Origin of the sequence: Streptomyces sp. NPDC088730 (assembly GCF_044751215.1) — a bacterium.
Lineage (GTDB): Bacteria > Actinomycetota > Actinomycetes > Streptomycetales > Streptomycetaceae > Streptomyces.
In genome coordinates this window covers 40,995-56,483 of sequence record NZ_JBIVLK010000007.1, presented here as the reverse complement: position 1 = coordinate 56,483, position 15,489 = coordinate 40,995, and the positions used below count along the sequence as shown (strand labels likewise).

Here is a 15,489-nt window from a genome sequence, read left to right as displayed (position 1 = left end):
GGGCGTCAGGGCCGGCGAGTAACCCGCGCCGCGGGAGGACGGGACCGGGATACGAGCACCCCGCCCAGCAGGACAACGACCGCGCCGCCGGCCCACGCCAGGAGCGTCCACAGCGGACCGCCGGCACCCGCGCCACGGAAATAGGCGATGGAGTCCACGGCATCCAGGCCCGCGCCGGGCGGCAAGGACGGGCCCACAGCGCGCCAGAACGGGGGCAGCAGCTCGGTGGGATACACCCCGCCCGCGCTCGGCACGCCGAGGACGGCCACGAGCAGGAGCGCCAGACCGATTCCCGGCGCTCCGGCCCATTCGTACAGGGCGAGTGTGAGGGCCCCGACTGTCAGAACCAGCAAGGATCCCAGCGCCCACAGGGCCCAGAAGTTGCCTGGTACCGCGCCCAGGAAAGACCTGGCGACCAGCACGCCGAGGAGTCCGGCGAGCACCGAGTACATCAGCTGCACGCCCATGGCGGCCGACGCGCGCAGCCCCGCCGGACGACGGCGCCGGGCACCGTACGCCTGCGCAGAGGCGCACAGGACGCCGCCCGCACACCAGCCCACAACGAGCGAGAAGGAGGAGAGGAGACGCTTGTCACCCGGCGCGACCGGCACCACGTCCCGGACCCTGACCGTGCGGCCCTGGTGTCTTTCCGCCGCGGTGACGTGCCTGGCGAGTTCCTCGGCCAGCAAGGGGCCCGCCCCACTGGCGACCAGCAGCAGGTCTGCGGTGCCGGATCGGGAGAGGACGAGCGCACCGTCCACCTCCCGACCGTGGATCCGGTCCAGCGCAGCGGCCTCGTCGGCCACCCGGAGCGGGTCCACCGGCTCACCGGGCAGCAACGCGAGCTGGTAGAAGGCGTCGTCGGCGATCCGCGTCGTGGGGGCCGTGACGGCCAGGGGAACGCGGTGCGGGACGGGATCGCGGAACGCGCCGACGCACGAGAGCACAAACGCTGTCTGCAGCACCAGCACCCCGAGCACCAGGCGTACCGATCGCCCGCTGAGGCATTCTCCGACACCGCGGAAGCGCGGGGACGACTGACCGCCGGGAACGCCGACCGGGCTCTGTGCTGGCATACGTCCAACTTCGACGCACGTCGGAACTGCCGCAGCCCGGACGGGTCCGAACGGTGACCGCCCCGGACGGCCCCCCGCGGCCGTCGAGGCGGTCAGGACGTCCGTCGCCCGAGCGCGTGGCGACCGGCATCGGGCCTGCACGGCGGCGGCCTGCGAAGCCCGGGTGCGCGCGACGGTGAGCGGCACCGGCGGGGTGTCCGTGTACCGAACGGACACCCCCGCCCGACCGTTCCACGAGTTCACTTCCCGGCGTGCGAAGAGGGCGCCCACGGAGGCCGCCGCCCGAAGCGTTCCGCAGCGCCCCCGCTGCCCTGCGGGACCACGGTGAACCCCGCCGTTCGCCCGTTCCACCTCGCTAAGCTGCTGGTGGTCGCACATGTGGTGAAGTGAGGAGAACTGGATGCCGACGAATGACCCGAGCGTCTTCGACGACCGGGCCGGGAGGCCATGGCCCCCCACGGCGCCGGTCCGCCAGCCACTGTCCGACAGCGTCTACGAGGACATCAAGGCCATGGTCATGGACCATGAGATCGCTCCGGGCGCCCGCGTCGGCATCGAATCCCTCGCCCGCAGGCTCGACGTCTCACCCACCCCGGTCCGCGAGGCGCTGGCCCGCCTGGAGTCCGACGGTCTCGTGGTCAAGCGTTCCCTCTCCGGATACCGGGCGACGGAGCTGCTCACCCGGCAGGGGGTTGAGGAGCTGTTCGAGATGCGGCTCCTCCTGGAGCCGCGGGCCGCGGCGCTGGCGGCGCTGCACGCCGACGAGTCCCAGCTCGACGCCATCGAGGCCATCCAGGAGGACATGGAGGCCCACCCCGGTCCCGCGGGCCCCTACGCGTCCTACCGTGAATTCGCGGCCCTGGACCAGCGCTTCCACGACGCCGTCGCGGTGGCCGCCCGTCGCCCACTGCTCCTGGACGCGGTCGAGCGGCTCCACGCGCATCTCCACGTCTTCCGCCTCAGCAGCCTTTCCGTCGAGGACGATCCGACCCTGGCCGAGCACGAGCGGGTCGTCCGGGCGATACTGCGCCGCAGCGCCGAGCGGGCCGCGCAGGCGATGACGGACCATCTGACGCACAGCCTGGAGCGCCAGCTCAGCCGGTTCGAGGAGAAGTGACCGACCGGGCCGGCGCCCCGACGGGCGTCAGCGGCTGACCCGCTGCGAGAGCTTGCACACCGTGTCCGGCGGACGGCCGGCCCGCGCACGCGCCCGGCCCACGGCCGCGGTTTCCCCGACGCGACCGGGGCCTTGCCCCGCCGGCCGAGGACGGAGGCGAGAGCGGGAACCCCCGCCGGGCCGCCCGCGCCGCCGCCGGCCCGACGGCCTACTCCATGAGGAAGACCTGCTCGGCCGACGCCCACCACGCGCCGGCCTCGGCTTCGTCCACGGGCCGCTGGCAGGGAGCGGTGAGCCGCCACCACTCCTGGGTGGCCGGGTCGCCGGCCATCAGGGCCAGGTCGGCGGCCAGATCGTCGCCGTGGTACTCGAAGTAGCTGAACAGCCGGTCTCCGAGCAGGTGGATCGAGTAGTTGGCGATGTGGGAACGTCGCAGCCGGTCGAGCACGGGCTCGGGGACGGCACGGTGCAGCTCCCGGTACTCCGCAGCCATATCCGGGCGCAGGGCGATGACCTGTGCGACGCGCCTCACGTGGCCGGCCCCTTCGCGGACCCGGCCACGGCCGGCCGGTCATGGATCATACGGATGATCCGGCCGCTCATCCGGCCGTAGTCGTGGTCGTTGGCCACCTCGCCTCGGATGCGGTGACCGGCCATCACGACGACCCGGTCGGCCAGAGTCACCATCTCCGCCAGGTCGCTGCTGATCAGCAGGATCGGCAGACCGCCGCGGGCAAGCTCCCAGATCAGCTCGTGGAAGGCGTGCTTGGTCCGCACGTCCACGCCGACGGTCGGCTCGTCGACGACCAGCAGCCGGGTGTCGGCCGCCAGCCACTTCGACAGGCTGACCTTCTGCTGGTTGCCTCCCGACAGCTCACCGGCGTTCTGCGTGAGACCGGAGATCCTGATGCCGAGGCGCTCGACAAGATCCTCCGCGGTCTCGCGCTCCCGGCGGGCGGGAACGTACCCGAGAGCGTTCGCCAGCTTCCTCCAGACCGTCACCGTGATGTTGCGGAGGATGGGCTGCTCCAGGAAGACACCCTCCTCCTTGCGGTTCTCCGTCAGATAGCCGATCCCGTACCCGTGCAGCGCCTGCCGCGGCGAGCCGATCCTCGCGGGCTCCCCGTACACCCGGATCTCACCGCCGGTCACGCGGTCCAGACCGAGCACGGCCTTGACCAGTTCGCTGCGCCCCGCACCGACCAGGCCGTACAGCCCGACGATCTCCCCGGGGAGCACGTCGAGGGAGATGTCACGGTGGCCGGAGGCCGTCGAGAGCCCGGTGAGGGAGAGCGCGGGCGTCGCGGACGTGTCCACGGGCCGCGGGGTCATCGCCGTCACCGCGTGGGCGCGTCCGACCATCAGGGTCACGACGTCGTCCTGGGTGTGCTCCGCGAGCGGTGCCGATTCCAGTACGGACCGGCCGTCGCGCAGCACGGTGACGGTGTCGCAGACCGCGAAGACCTCCTCCAGCTTGTGACTGACGAAGACCACACACGTGCCGCGCTCGGTGAGCCGCCGGACGACGTCGAAGAGGCGTTCGGCCTCCTGCGGGGAGAGCGAGGCGGTCGGCTCGTCGAGGAGGAGGACCTTGCTGTCGGTGTGGAGCGCCTTGGCGATCTCCACCAACTGCTGCTGCGCGACCGATAGTTCTGACACCAGCTGGTGCGGATCGATGTCGAGGCCGAGTTCGGCCAGACAGCGCCGGGCCGGAGCCGTCATGGCTTCCCGGTCGACCAGGCCACGGCGCGAGGGCGGGTTCTGCAGCGTGATGTTCTCGGCCACCGAGAACCCGGGGATCAGGTTGCGTTCCTGGTGGACGACACCGATGCCGGCGCGCATGGCGTCCAGCGGGGAGCGCGGCTGGATCTCCTGGCCGCCCTTGAGCAGCCTGCCGCCGTCGGGCGCGTGCACGCCGGTGATCACCTTGATGAGAGTGGACTTCCCCGCCCCGTTCTCGCCGAGCAGGGCGTGCACGGAGCCGGCGGTGAGCCGCAGGCCGACGCCGTCGAGCGCGCGCACACCGGGGAACACCTTGACGATCTGATCGCATTCCAGCAGGACTTCGCTCATCGGGCCTCTCCCGTCGGCATCGGTACGGCCGTCGGCCGGGCTGTCCCCTCGGGAGGCTCCGGCGGGGGAGTGCCTCGGAATGACCCGCCCCTCCTGGCGAGGTGGCCCTGGTGCAGCTGGCCGCCGACGACGGTGCCGAGAACGACCACCCCGATGAGGAAGTTGACCCAGCTCGGGTCGAGCGAGAACTGGGCCCGCGCGGTGTCGATCAGGCGCATGACGAAGGCGGCGAGTACGGTCCCGAGGACCGCGACGGAGCCGCCGGTCAGCGCCATGCCGCCGATGATGGGCGCGGCGAAGCTGGGCAGCAGCCAGTCCCCGCCGACACTGCGGTTGACCCCGGGCAGCGAGGCCGTGGCGGTCAGCGCGGCGATGCCGATGAGCAGCCCGGACAGGGTGTGGGCGAGCACGATCTGCCGGTCGGTGGAGATGCCCGACAGCTTGGCCGCGAGCGGGTTCCCGCCCGCGGCCAGCAGCCGCCGCCCCGCGACGGTGCGGTACATGAAGGCGGCCAGGAGAGCGGCCGAGACCAGGGCCGTGACGAAGACCAGCGGGATGTTCAGCGGCGCGGCGCGGCCGAGGTCGCGCAGCGTGGCGGAGTACCCGTCGATGGTGCGGGTACCGGAGAGCCGGTACTGCGCACCCAGCAGGATGGTCATGGTGCCGAGCGTCACGATGAAGCCGTTGATGCGGGTGGCGACGATGAACACGCCGGTGATCAGGCCGGTCAGGGTCGCGCCCAGCACACCGATCAGTACGGCGAGCCCGGCCGGGACGCCGGCGTCGGCCATCAGAACGCCCATCAGGCAGGCGCTGAACCCGCCCAGCGCGCCGACCGCGAGATTGAGCTGCCCCACGCACAGGGCGACCATCTGGGCCAGTCCGATGAGGACCGGTGTGGCGAGGTACTGCAGGAACGTACGGAGTGAGGGCCCTTCGAAGAAGGTGCCGGACGACGAGACGCCGAGGGCGACGTAGCCGACGAGGGCGACGCCCAGCAGGGTGGTCGTCGTGGAGCGTGAGAAGCGGCGCAGTGCGGACCGGGCCGCCGTCCTGCCGCTCTGGAGCGGGGTCACGTGGAACGCACCACCTTGCGGTAGGACACGACGGTGCGCACCCGGTCTGCGGACAGGGCCAGAAGCAGTACACAGCCGAGGTAGATGTTGAGGCTTTCGAGCCCGACGCCCAGCAGGTCGAGGCCCTTGCGGATGACACCGACCAGCGAGGTGCCGAGCAGGGCGCCGACGACGGAGACGACGCCCCCGGTGAGCAGGGTCCCGCCCAGGACCGCGCCCAGGAACGAGGGGAGCATGAAGTCGTCGCCGATGGACGCGCGGAACGTGCCCGTGCCGACGGCGGCCATGAACCCGGCCAGTGCGGCGAGCAGTCCCGAGAGCGCGTGCGCGAGCACGATCCTGCGGCCGGTGGGAATGCCGGACAGCTCGGCGGCCCCCGGGTTGGCGCCGGTGAGCAGCAGCTCGCGTCCGATGCGGGTACGGGAGTAGAGGAAGCCGAGGCCGAGGAGGGCGATCACGGTGAACTGGATGATCTGCGGGACGGCCGCGGAGCCGCAGATCCGCCCGGCACAGACGTCGGCGAGCGAGTAGGAACGCAGCTCCGCCAGCCCGTCCGGACGGGTGGTGAACGCGGCGTTGTCCGTGAAGGCCGAGTAGAGCAGAGAGACGAGTCCCAGCAGGGCGAAGTCCATGGCCAGCGTCACGACGAAGGAGTTCACCCCGGTACGGGCGATGATCCAGCCGGTCAGCGCGCCGATCGCACAGCCCGCCACCAGGCACAGCAGCAGGCCGAGCGGCAGCGGCAGACCGAGCCGGTCATAGCCGAAGCCGGCGAAGAACGCACCGAACGCGGCCATGCGTCCGACGGCGAGGTTCATGTGCCCGATGGACAGCACCACCATCTGCGCCAGTGCCACCACCGTCAGCGTCGAGATGTCCCTCAGGAGCGGGAAGAGCACCAGCCGCTCGTCGAAGAACGCCGGCCGCAGGACGCCGAACAGCGCGGCGAGCGCGATGATGATGACGAGGAGCCCGAGCCGCTGGTTGACCCAGAAGGGCAGCCGGTGCGCGGGCCGGGCCCCGTCGGCGGGGCGGTCCGTCCCGCTGCCGGATGGAGCGACGGCCGTCTTCATGACACCCTCCGCCGGTCGACGGCGTCCATGTCCCAGTCGATCCCGATGCCCGGCTCGTCCGGAGCGACGGCCAGCCCGTCCCGTACGGTCAGCTCGGTGCGGGTGACCGCGCGCAGCTGGGGGATGTACTCCACGTACGCGCCGTTGGCGACGGCGGCGACGAGACTGACGTGCAGTTCCATCAGGAAGTGCGGGCAGACCTCGACGTTGAACGTCTCGGCGAGGTGGGCGACCTTCAGCCACGGCGTGATTCCGCCGACCCTGGCCACGTCGACCTGTACGACGGAGGCGGCGCCCGTCTCCAGATAGCTGCGGAACTGCATCGGCGCGTACATCGACTCGCCGACCGCGATCGGGATCCGGGTCGAGCGGGCGAGCCGGGCGTGGCCGCTGATGTCGTCGGCGGGCATGGGTTCTTCGAGCCAGTACGGGTCGTACGGTTCGAGGGCGGCGGCCAGCCGCACGGCGGAGGACAGCGACTGCGACTGGTTCGCGTCGGTCATGATGTGCAGGAACGGTCCCACGGCCTCGCGTACGGCGCGCAGTCGCTCCGCGTCCTCGGCCGGGTGCGGCTTGCCGACCTTGATCTTGACGCCGGAGAACCGCGCCTTCTTCGCGGCGAGGGCCGACTTGACCAGCTCGTCGGTGCCGAGGTGGAGCCAGCCGCCCTCGGTGTCGTACACCGGTATCTCCCGGCGGTGACCGCCGGCCAGCCGCCACAGGGGTTCGCCGGCGCGCTTGCAGCGCAGGTCCCACAGTGCCGTGTCGATCGCGGCGAGCGCGAGCGAGGTGATGGCGCCGGTGGTGGTGGCACGGGTCAGGCCGAACAGCTCCTGCCAGAGCCCCTCGACGTTGCGCGCGTCCTTCCCGGCGAGGAGTGGCAGCAGGTGGTCCCGCAGCAGTGCCAGGACGGACGTGCCGCCGGTGCCGATGGTGTAGGCGTAGCCGGTTCCCTCGACGCCGTCCGTGGTCGTCAGGGTGACGAGGATCGTCTCCTGTTTGACGAAGGACTGCACGGCGTCGGTGCGGTCGGTCTCCACCGCGATGTCGGCCAGCAGGGCCGTCGCTTTCGTGATCATGGTCATGCGGGTGCGCTGACTTTCTGTCGTTGTGCCGGAACGGTCAGCCGCAGGAGAGGTACTCCTCGGCGAACTGTTTCTTCAGCTCCGCTGTCTTGGCTTCGCGCGCCTTGTCGTACGTGCCGAGGTTCGGCTTCGTGACGACGAAGGAACCCGAGTCGATGACCTGGCCCGGCTGCTTGACCGTGCACTGCTTGCTCTGCAGCAGCGCGAGCGCCCAGGCGCCGATCTCGGCCTGGCCCACCGGGTTCTGCACGACCGTGGCGCTCACCGAGCCGTTCTTGATCGAGGAGAGGATCTTGGCGTCGTCGTCGATCGCCACGACCTTGGCCTTCGAGCCGGTCTCCTGGACAGCCTCGGCCGCGGCGACCGCCGGGTTGTACGCGGTCGAGACGATGCCCTGGATCCGCGAGCCCTTGGTCGCCAGCAGGTCGGAGACTGCCTTCTGCGCGGTCTGGAGGTCCTTGTCGATGTCGGTGATGTTCTGCAGCAGACCGACCTTGCCGCCGGACTCCTTCACGGCCTTCTCCACGCCCCTGATCCGCAACTGCGTGTTGGCGTCGACGTTGTTGCCCGTCAGGTGCACGATCGTGCCCTTGCCGCCCATCGCCTCGATGGCGGCCTCGGCCGCCTTGTAGGCGGCCAGTTCCACATCGGTGGAGAGGCAGAAGTCGGCCTCGTTCCTGCCGCCGGCGGGGCACGAGCCCAGGGAGGCCACCGCGAGGCCCTGGGACTTGAGGTCGGAGAAGGTGGTGTTGACGTCGGTGGGGGACACCCCGAAGACGCCGAATGCGTTGTAGCCGCGCGCGGCCAGGGTCGACAGCAGGTTGTTCTGCTTCTGCTGGTCCCACTCCGCGGTCTCGTCGAACGCGACATCGCCCAGCTTCAGCGTTTTCTCGGCGTCCGTGCCCGCCTTCTTCCAGGGCTGGAAGTACGGGTGGGCGCCGCCCGGGACGAGGGCGACCCTGGTGCCGGAACCGTCGGCGAGTTCGGCGCTCCCCTTGCCGGTCCCGGCGGTCGCGGTGCCGGCCGGCCCGGTGTCGCCGGAGGACTTCACGGTGCATGCCGTCGAGAAGATGGCCAGGAGGGCGAGGGCGGCGGCAGCGGGCAGTGCGGATCTACGAAGGATCATGATCATTGCCTCAGTTGAATCAGATAGGATTCTGTTGCCGAGATGCTGGGGGAGAGGGGATCGCCCCGTCAAGGCCTGTGCGTCGAATACCTTGAATGGGGTGCGATAGCCCCGGTGGTGAGCGGCTATCCGCTCGGGGTCGGGTGGAAGTCCGGCCTTCCGGCGTATGGCCCTCCGGAGTGGAGGCGTGTTGAATCACATAGGATTGTTGAGTCTGAGGGAGTAGCACTATGCCGGTGAACCACACCGACGGGCCGGAGTCCGTCCCGGTCGCGGCCACTGAGCGGGCCGCCGGTGCGGCGGCGAAGCGCGAGGTGCTGGGGGACAGCGTCTACGAGGCCGTCAAGGCGATGGTGATGGACCACGTGATCCAGCCGGGTGCCCGGGTCGGCATCGAGTCACTGTCCCGGTCACTGGGCGTCTCGCCCACCCCGGTGCGTGAGGCGCTGGCCCGCCTCGAAGCGGACGGTCTGGTCCTCAAGCGGTCGCTGTCCGGCTACCGCACCACCGAACTGCTCGGCCGGCGGGACGTGGAGGAACTCTTCGAGATGCGGCTCCTTCTGGAGCCCCGGGCCGCGGCTCTGGCCGCCGAGCAGACCGGCGACACCGAACTGGACCGGATCGAGGCCCTGATGGAGGAGATGCAGGGCCTGCCCGACAAGGGCCACAGCTTCGCCGTCTACGGGCGCTTCGCGGTGCTGGACCAGCGCTTCCACGACACACTGGCCGCCGCCTCGGGGCGCACCCTGCTCGCCGCCGCGGTGGAACGGCTGCACGCGCACCTCCACCTCTTCCGGCTCAGCCCGGTCACCGGCGGCAGCCCCGCCACGGCGGTGGAGCACAGCCGTATCCTGCGAGCGGTACTGCGGCGCAACCCCGAACGGGCGGAGGACGCCATGCGAGAGCATCTGGAGCTCAGCCTCGCGCGGCATCTCAGCCGGTACGAGGACGGCGTCTGAGCCGTGCCCTTGCGGGGGGTGCCGACCGGTGTCATCGGGCCCGTGCTGGACGCCGTCCGGCCATATCCATGGCGGCATCCAGGAAAGGGGGCCGGCACGTAGACGAGCTGTAGGGACACACGGCCACGCTGATGCGGTCGTTTCCCCGGCCCCGGCTATTCCTCGCGCAGCTTCTCCGCCAGCCGCCGCAGCGCCGGATTCGGGTTGTCGGGGCTCCAGCAGGCGTGCAGCGTCACCGAATGCGCGTCGGCCGCGTCCAGTTCGCGGTACCTGACGCCCTCGACTCTCATCGCCGTGATCGACCGCGGGATCAGCGCGCATCCCAGACCGGCCCGCACCAACGCGAGCATCGTCGGCACCTGCGACGCCAGTTGGCTCACGGCGTAGCGGTTCACCCCGATCATCGCCGCGCAGATGTCGTGCAGGTACCGCGAACCCTCCGGGCTGTACCCGATGTAGTCCGCGGTGACGTCGGCCAGTGATACCGGCCCGTCACCGGACGCCAGCGGATGCGAGACCGGTACGGCGAGCACCAGGTCCTCCGAGTGCACCAGCATCGACTCGAACCCCTCCGGGATCGGCGGCCGCACCAGCCCGAGATCGATATCGAGGTTCGCCAGCGCCTCGAACTGCGCGGGACTCACCAGCTCCGTCAGCTCCGCCGTCACCCCCGGCGTCCGTCTGCCGACCAGGGCCAGGAAATCCGCGAGTACGGCGTACGCGCCGATCGCTGTGAACGCGAGCCGTAATGTCCCGGTCGTCCCCTCGGCCGCGCGCCTGGTCGCCTCCGGAGCCACCTCCAGCAGCGCCAGCACGCGGCGGGCGTGCTCCAGGAACACTCCGCCGGCCGCGGTCAGCCGGACGCCACGGCCGGGGCGGTCGAACAGGCTGACGCCAAGCATCCGTTCAAGGGCCTGGATCTGCCGGGTCAACGGCGGCTGGGTCAGGTTCAGGCGCCGCGCCGCCCGCCCGTAGTGCAGCTCCTCGGCGACGGCGACGAAGCCACGGAGCTGCTGAAGCGTGAAACTCATGCGCGCACGGTATCGGTTCATGCGAAAACGGGCTTGGACCTGCATGGCGGATGGCGCCTACCGTCGAATCCACGCCAAGCCCGAAGGAGCTCCCGTGCCGATTCCCCGACTCGCGGCCCTCATCTCCCCCGAACGTGCCGCTGATGTCATCGACGCCGAAACGCACCGGCTTCTCGACGAACGCTTCGACGTCGTCTGGGCGGAAGCCGGGCACGCGACGGGCCCGGCCCAGCCGGGCAGCCCCGCTGGTCTCGACCCGGCCGCCCTGACCGAGTTGGCCACCGACGCCGACGTCCTGCTGACCAGCTGGGGCACGCCCAAGCTCGGCAACGAGCTGTGGGCCGGCGGCCGGGGCCCGAAGGCGGTCGCGCACGCGGCCGGCACGGTGAAGCACCTGATCGATCCGGTCATCCTCGACCACGGCGTCGGCGTCTTCTCGGCCGGCCGGCGGATCGCGTGGTCGGTCGGCGAGTACTGCCTCGGCGCCCTGCTGACCCTCGTCCGCCGCCTTCCCCGGTTCGACGGCGCGATCAGGTCCGGCGGCTGGAACCAGACGGAATACCGCGGTCACGAGCTGGCCGGCGCCAAGGTCGGGATCATCGGCGCGAGCAGCACGGCCCGCGCACTGATCACCATGCTCGAACCGTTCGGCTGCGACATCGCCGTCCACGACCCCTACCTGTCGCCCGCCGCCGCACAGGAGATCGGCGTACGGACGACAACGCTCAAGGACGCCGCGGGCAGTCCGTTCCTGAGTGTCCACGTCCCGAACGTGCCCGAGACGAAAGGCATGATCACCCGCGAGCTGATCGAGAACCTCCCCGACGGCGCGGTCGTCGTCAACGCGTCACGCGGCTCCGCGATCCACCAGCAAGCACTCCTGGACCACGCGCTGAGCGGCCGGATCTACGCGGCCCTGGACGTCTACGACCCAGAGCCCCCGACGTTCGACGCGGCGGTCCTCCAGGCCCCGAACCTCCTGCTCACCCCGCACATCGCGGGCGACACCGCCGAAGGTCACCGCGCGCTCGCGGGCTATGTGCTGCGCGACGCCCTGCGGTGGCTGGCCGACGGCACCCGGGGGCCGGGCTTCGTCGAACCGGCCGCCTGGCCGATCACCGCCTGAAAGGACCGCCGATGTCCCGCATTGCCCAGGTCGAGGTCTTCCCGGTCGCTGTACCGTTCGCCCGCCGGTTCGTGCTCGGCAGCGGAGCCGTCGGCACACCCGACGCCGCGCCGGACCAGTCCGCGGCGGTGATCTTCGTCAAGCTGACCACCGAGGACGGTGTGGTCGGCTGGGGAGAACAGCGCGCGCTCCCGAGCTGGAGCTACGAGACCGCCGAGACGATGGCCGTCATCATCCGCCGCCACCTCGCGCCGATCCTGCTCCAGCTCACACCGTTCGACATCGAGCTCTTCCAACGGCGCGCCGCCCAGCGCCTCAGCCCCGCGGTCTCGAACGGCTTCCCGTTCGCCCGCGCCGCGGTCGACGTCGCGATGCACGACGCGGCCGGCAAACTCGCGGGCGTCCCCGTACACGCGCTGCTCGGTGGCAAGGTGCACGACGAGATCCCGCTCTGCTCGGCGATCGGAGTCGGCGACCAGGACACGGTCCGCGCACACGTACTCCAGTCGTCGGACTATGCGGCGTACAAGATCAAGATCCGTGGCGACGTGGACGCCGACACGGCGGCCATCGAGACCGCCGCGGAAGCCGCCGACGGCAAACCGCTGTGGCTCGACGCGAACCAGTCGTACCGCCCGGCCGCCCTCAGGCAACTCCGGAACCGGACGGCGCACATCAGCACGATCCACTGTGTCGAGCAACCCGTGCCGAGCACCGACACGCTCGCGATGGGCAGGGTGCGTGAACTGATCGACCTGCCGGTCGCGATCGACGAGGGCAGCTTCTCCGCCCAGGACCTGGCGCGTGCGATCCGGCTGGACGCGGCGGACCTGGTCGTGATCAAGGTCTGCAAGTCCGGCGGACTGCGCAACGCCCTGAAGACCGCCCAGACCGCGCTCGCCGGCGGTCTGGAGATCCTGGCCAGCGGTCTCACCGACTGCGGCATCGCGTTCACCGCCGCCCTCCACGTCTTCAGCCAGCTCGAACTCGCCCTGCCCGCCGAACTCAACGGGCCTGAGCTCCTGACCGATCTGTACGTCGACGGGCTGACCCTCACCAAGGCCGTCGCGATGGTCCCCACAGCCCCCGGACTGGGCATCGAGGTCGACGAGGAGCGTATCCGCGCCGAGTCGGTCAACCTGCTCTATCGCTGAGGAGAACCATGACCGGTCAGCTGTCCCGCCGCAGCTCCCTTGTACGCGACGGGCGCACAGCCGTTCGCGGTCCCGACCGCTCGGTCAGTGTTCCTCGGCCGGCCCGGAGCTACAGGCCTGGCGGAAGCGGTCCAGGATGAGCCGGACGAGTTCGGGTGCGTCACCCAGCGGCTCGGAAATGCCGACCGCTCCGGCCTCGGTCGACGACTGGACCGCCTGGCGGAACAGCCTCCCGGGTGCGAAGCAGTAGGACGCGACCGCGACCCGTCGCGCTCCCGCGTCGCGCAGTCGCTGGACCGCTTCGGCGGGCGTGGGCGAGGCGGTCGACGCGAAGCCGGCCAGGCAGGGCAGTCCGAGGCCGGCCCCCACTGCGGACGCCATGGCACTGACCGACCGGCAGGCGTCGCTGTCGCTGCTGCCCGCAGCCGCCACCACCACGGCGTCGAAGCCGACGTGCAGCTCGGTCAGACGGCGTCGCAGCGCTGCGACGAGGCGTTCGTCGGGCCCGTCCGGGGAACCGCCCAGCACCGGTGTCACGACCGGTGGTTGAGCGGGTGGACCGGTGAGCGCCTTGGGCAGGTCGACCCGGGCGTGAAAGGCGGAGGTGAGCAGCAACGGCACGACGACCACAGGACCGTGTCCGGTCTCGGCGAGGGCGTGCAGCGCCTGACGTGCTGTGGGGCGGGCGTGCCGGAGATAGGCGACCTCGATCCGGCCCGCCCAGGAGAGCCCGACCGCGTGGGCGAGGGCACGCGTGGCTTCCTGGGCCTGGGGGTCGATGCTTCCGTGTGCCAGCAGGAGCAGCGCGCTCCCGTCGGTCCCGGTGCCGGGAGGGGGTGGAGCGTCGAGCACGTCGGTCACTGCCGTACCACTCTCTTCACGAACATTCCCAACCTGGAGTGATGTCCAGGTTACCTTCCGTGAGGAGATGGGCCGGATCGGGCGCTTCGGATCCGGTCAACGGGGAGTGTGCGGACGGCCCGTGATGCCGGTGACCTTGCCGGGGTCATGTCGTGACCCCGGCACGACGGCCTCGTCCTCTTCCGGATCAGTGGCCTCTCGCGGTGTGCCGAGGGCGACCGCAGACTCCGGGCCCCCCGCCCCGGCTGCCGTGAGGCCGGTCTCAGTCGGCGACGGAGTCCCCATCGTCGAGTTCGTGCAGTCCCGCCGGGTCCTCGTCGGTCAGGACCTCCCCTGCTCCGGTGACGAAGCGCTGGGCGTGACCCCGGTGGACGCAGAGGAGTTGGTCGCGGGTACCGGCCTTGTCACGGTGTGCGGCGAGTGCCGTGCCGTACTTGCTGCTGTGCCCCGGCATCTCGGTGTCTGTGCTCCATTCGGCGCCGTCGAAGGCGGACCACCACAGCTGCTGGCGCGCGGGGTCGCGGTGGACGCACATCAGCTTTCCGTCGAAGACGGCGAGGCCGATGTTGCTCCGCGTGCGGTGTCCCGGCAGCGCGCCCTCGGAGGTCCAGCCGGTGTCGCGCAGCCGGCTCCAGTGGATGGCCCCATCCTTGGGGTTGCCGTGCAGCAGGTGGAGGGTGCCGTCGTGGACGGCGAGCGCCGGGGACCTCGTGGTGGCGCAGCCGGGAATCGGCTCGGGGGCCGTCCAGTTGTGGCCGTCCCGGCTCGTGGTGACCATGATCCGCTGGGCGGCGTCGGCGTAGGCGAGGTGGAGGGAGCCGCGGAAGACGGCCAGCGCCGGGCCGTAGACGCTCTCGGCGTGCGGGACCGGCAGGTCCGGCGTCCAGGTATCGCCGTCACAGGAGGTCACCGCGATGCCCCAGTCGCCCGAACCGCCGCGGTGCGCGCAGTACAGCCGGTCCTGGAATATGGCCAGTGCCGGGCTGCCCAGGGTGTGGTGGGCAGGGAACGCCTGGTCCTCCGACCGACTGCCGTCCGCGCGGTGCACGGTCCACCGCAGGCCCGGATCGTCGCCCCGGCCCTGGTAGACGCAGTACAAGTCGTCACCGAAGACGGCCAGGGCGGGGGTCTCGGAGGCGAAGTGGGCTGTGAACTGGGTGTCGGCGCCCCAGCCCGCGCCAGGTGTGAACACGCTGAACCACAGGCCGGTCTCGCGCGGTGCGGCGTCGAGGGTCATGGGGGCGAGCAGGGTGGGCACGGACCACGGCGAGTGCAATTCGCATCCGGCGCCCTGGGCGGCCGACCGTATCTGTTCGGCGCGTCCGGTCAGAGCCGCGTCGACGGTTCCGGCGGTATCCGGGGGAAGGTATCCGGCGAGCACCTCCGACACCAGGTCACGGAAGCCGCTGTCCGGCCCGCTCCTGTCGGGTTCCGCGAGGTGCTCGGCGGCCCGCTGGCCGAGGCGGAGAGCGAAGCCCGATGCCAACAGGCGGACGGAGACGGCCGTCCCCGCCGCGTTCAGCTTCTCGGCCGCCTCCTTCGCGCGCTCGACGGCCTTGGCCGCGGGGCCGTCCGTGCCGTGCTGGAACACTGTGCCCCCGGTGTGCCCCGGGCCGACGCCTTCGATCGTCATGGTGCCTTCCTGTCTGCAAGGCCACGGCTGGACGACTCCTCCTCCGCGTGGCGCCTGGGAGAACCGTGGGGCTGCGGGTGTGGATGCTGGTGGTGTGGT

General features: G+C 70.9%; 14 protein-coding genes. 4 read left to right on the top strand and 10 right to left on the bottom strand.

Going from position 1 to position 15,489, the window contains the following annotated elements:
* Positions 1-5 precede the first annotated feature (5 nt).
* Positions 6-1,076: a DUF3533 domain-containing protein gene (locus ACIP89_RS21745; RefSeq protein ID WP_402116227.1), complete on the bottom strand. Its 1,071-nt coding sequence runs from the start codon at positions 1,074-1,076 to the stop codon at positions 6-8.
* A 400-nt stretch (positions 1,077-1,476) separates the two neighbouring features.
* Between ACIP89_RS21745 and ACIP89_RS21740 the strand changes: the two genes are divergently transcribed.
* The gene (locus ACIP89_RS21740) at positions 1,477-2,193 is read left to right on the top strand and encodes a GntR family transcriptional regulator (protein ID WP_402116225.1); all 717 of its coding nucleotides are present in this window, start codon (positions 1,477-1,479) and stop codon (positions 2,191-2,193) included.
* 208 nt (positions 2,194-2,401) lie between these two features.
* On the opposite strand, the gene ACIP89_RS21735 is transcribed toward ACIP89_RS21740, so the two are convergent.
* From ACIP89_RS21735 to ACIP89_RS21710, 6 genes are read right to left on the bottom strand one after another with little or no spacing between them, the layout of a single operon-like run.
* The gene (locus ACIP89_RS21735) at positions 2,402-2,725 is read right to left on the bottom strand and encodes an L-rhamnose mutarotase (protein ID WP_401933354.1); all 324 of its coding nucleotides are present in this window, start codon (positions 2,723-2,725) and stop codon (positions 2,402-2,404) included.
* Positions 2,722-4,266 carry a sugar ABC transporter ATP-binding protein gene (locus ACIP89_RS21730; protein WP_402116223.1) on the bottom strand — a complete coding sequence of 515 codons (1,545 nt, stop codon included), beginning with the start codon at positions 4,264-4,266 and terminating at the stop codon, positions 2,722-2,724. Before ACIP89_RS21730 ends, ACIP89_RS21735 begins: the two co-directional genes overlap by 4 nt.
* Positions 4,263-5,342, bottom strand: coding sequence for an ABC transporter permease (locus tag ACIP89_RS21725; RefSeq protein ID WP_402116222.1), 1,080 nt, complete (start codon positions 5,340-5,342; stop codon positions 4,263-4,265). Before ACIP89_RS21725 ends, ACIP89_RS21730 begins: the two co-directional genes overlap by 4 nt.
* A complete protein-coding gene (locus ACIP89_RS21720) occupies positions 5,339-6,415 on the bottom strand; it encodes an ABC transporter permease (RefSeq protein WP_401928962.1) in 1,077 nt (358 codons plus the stop codon). The genes ACIP89_RS21725 and ACIP89_RS21720 overlap by 4 nt, the downstream gene beginning before the upstream one ends.
* A complete protein-coding gene (locus tag ACIP89_RS21715) occupies positions 6,412-7,500 on the bottom strand; it encodes a mandelate racemase/muconate lactonizing enzyme family protein (RefSeq protein WP_402116220.1) in 1,089 nt (362 codons plus the stop codon). Before ACIP89_RS21715 ends, ACIP89_RS21720 begins: the two co-directional genes overlap by 4 nt.
* A 37-nt stretch (positions 7,501-7,537) precedes the next feature.
* Complete coding sequence (locus ACIP89_RS21710) at positions 7,538-8,626, bottom strand: substrate-binding domain-containing protein (protein WP_402116218.1); 1,089 nt, start codon at positions 8,624-8,626, stop codon at positions 7,538-7,540.
* Positions 8,627-8,976: 350 nt separating this feature from the next.
* Between ACIP89_RS21710 and ACIP89_RS21705 the strand changes: the two genes are divergently transcribed.
* Entirely contained in the window at positions 8,977-9,585 is a 609-nt protein-coding gene (locus tag ACIP89_RS21705; RefSeq protein WP_402116499.1) for a GntR family transcriptional regulator, read from the top strand.
* A gap of 155 nt (positions 9,586-9,740) precedes the next feature.
* On the opposite strand, the gene ACIP89_RS21700 is transcribed toward ACIP89_RS21705, so the two are convergent.
* Positions 9,741-10,616: a LysR substrate-binding domain-containing protein gene (locus tag ACIP89_RS21700; RefSeq protein ID WP_402116216.1), complete on the bottom strand. Its 876-nt coding sequence runs from the start codon at positions 10,614-10,616 to the stop codon at positions 9,741-9,743.
* Positions 10,617-10,710: 94 nt separating this feature from the next.
* Here ACIP89_RS21700 and ACIP89_RS21695 point away from each other — a divergent pair, with 94 nt between their 5' ends.
* The gene (locus ACIP89_RS21695) at positions 10,711-11,742 is read left to right on the top strand and encodes a hydroxyacid dehydrogenase (protein WP_402116215.1); all 1,032 of its coding nucleotides are present in this window, start codon (positions 10,711-10,713) and stop codon (positions 11,740-11,742) included.
* Positions 11,743-11,753: 11 nt separating this feature from the next.
* A complete protein-coding gene (locus ACIP89_RS21690; RefSeq protein WP_402116213.1) occupies positions 11,754-12,896 on the top strand; it encodes a mandelate racemase/muconate lactonizing enzyme family protein in 1,143 nt (380 codons plus the stop codon).
* Positions 12,897-12,980: 84 nt separating this feature from the next.
* On the opposite strand, the gene ACIP89_RS21685 is transcribed toward ACIP89_RS21690, so the two are convergent.
* Both ACIP89_RS21685 and ACIP89_RS21680 read right to left on the bottom strand, forming a co-directional pair.
* Positions 12,981-13,757 (bottom strand): sirohydrochlorin chelatase, encoded by a 777-nt coding sequence (locus ACIP89_RS21685; RefSeq protein ID WP_402116212.1) that lies wholly within the window; start codon positions 13,755-13,757, stop codon positions 12,981-12,983.
* 262 nt (positions 13,758-14,019) lie between these two features.
* A complete protein-coding gene (locus ACIP89_RS21680; RefSeq protein ID WP_402116210.1) occupies positions 14,020-15,390 on the bottom strand; it encodes a hypothetical protein in 1,371 nt (456 codons plus the stop codon).
* Between the last annotated feature and the right edge of the window lie 99 nt (positions 15,391-15,489).

What these genes read in the sequence shown, in the direction of transcription:
- ACIP89_RS21700 (WP_402116216.1), bottom strand. Translation starts at nt 10,616, where the DNA reads ATGAGTTTCACGCTTCAGCAGCTCCGTGGCTTCGTCGCCGTCGCCGAG.
- ACIP89_RS21730 (WP_402116223.1), bottom strand. Translation starts at nt 4,266, where the DNA reads ATGAGCGAAGTCCTGCTGGAATGCGATCAGATCGTCAAGGTGTTCCCC.
- ACIP89_RS21715 (WP_402116220.1), bottom strand. Translation starts at nt 7,500, where the DNA reads ATGACCATGATCACGAAAGCGACGGCCCTGCTGGCCGACATCGCGGTG.
- ACIP89_RS21720 (WP_401928962.1), bottom strand. Translation starts at nt 6,415, where the DNA reads ATGAAGACGGCCGTCGCTCCATCCGGCAGCGGGACGGACCGCCCCGCC.
- ACIP89_RS21680 (WP_402116210.1), bottom strand. Translation starts at nt 15,390, where the DNA reads ATGACGATCGAAGGCGTCGGCCCGGGGCACACCGGGGGCACAGTGTTC.
- ACIP89_RS21740 (WP_402116225.1), top strand. Translation starts at nt 1,477, where the DNA reads ATGCCGACGAATGACCCGAGCGTCTTCGACGACCGGGCCGGGAGGCCA.
- ACIP89_RS21745 (WP_402116227.1), bottom strand. Translation starts at nt 1,076, where the DNA reads ATGCCAGCACAGAGCCCGGTCGGCGTTCCCGGCGGTCAGTCGTCCCCG.
- ACIP89_RS21710 (WP_402116218.1), bottom strand. Translation starts at nt 8,626, where the DNA reads ATGATCCTTCGTAGATCCGCACTGCCCGCTGCCGCCGCCCTCGCCCTC.
- ACIP89_RS21705 (WP_402116499.1), top strand. Translation starts at nt 8,977, where the DNA reads ATGGTGATGGACCACGTGATCCAGCCGGGTGCCCGGGTCGGCATCGAG.
- ACIP89_RS21690 (WP_402116213.1), top strand. Translation starts at nt 11,754, where the DNA reads ATGTCCCGCATTGCCCAGGTCGAGGTCTTCCCGGTCGCTGTACCGTTC.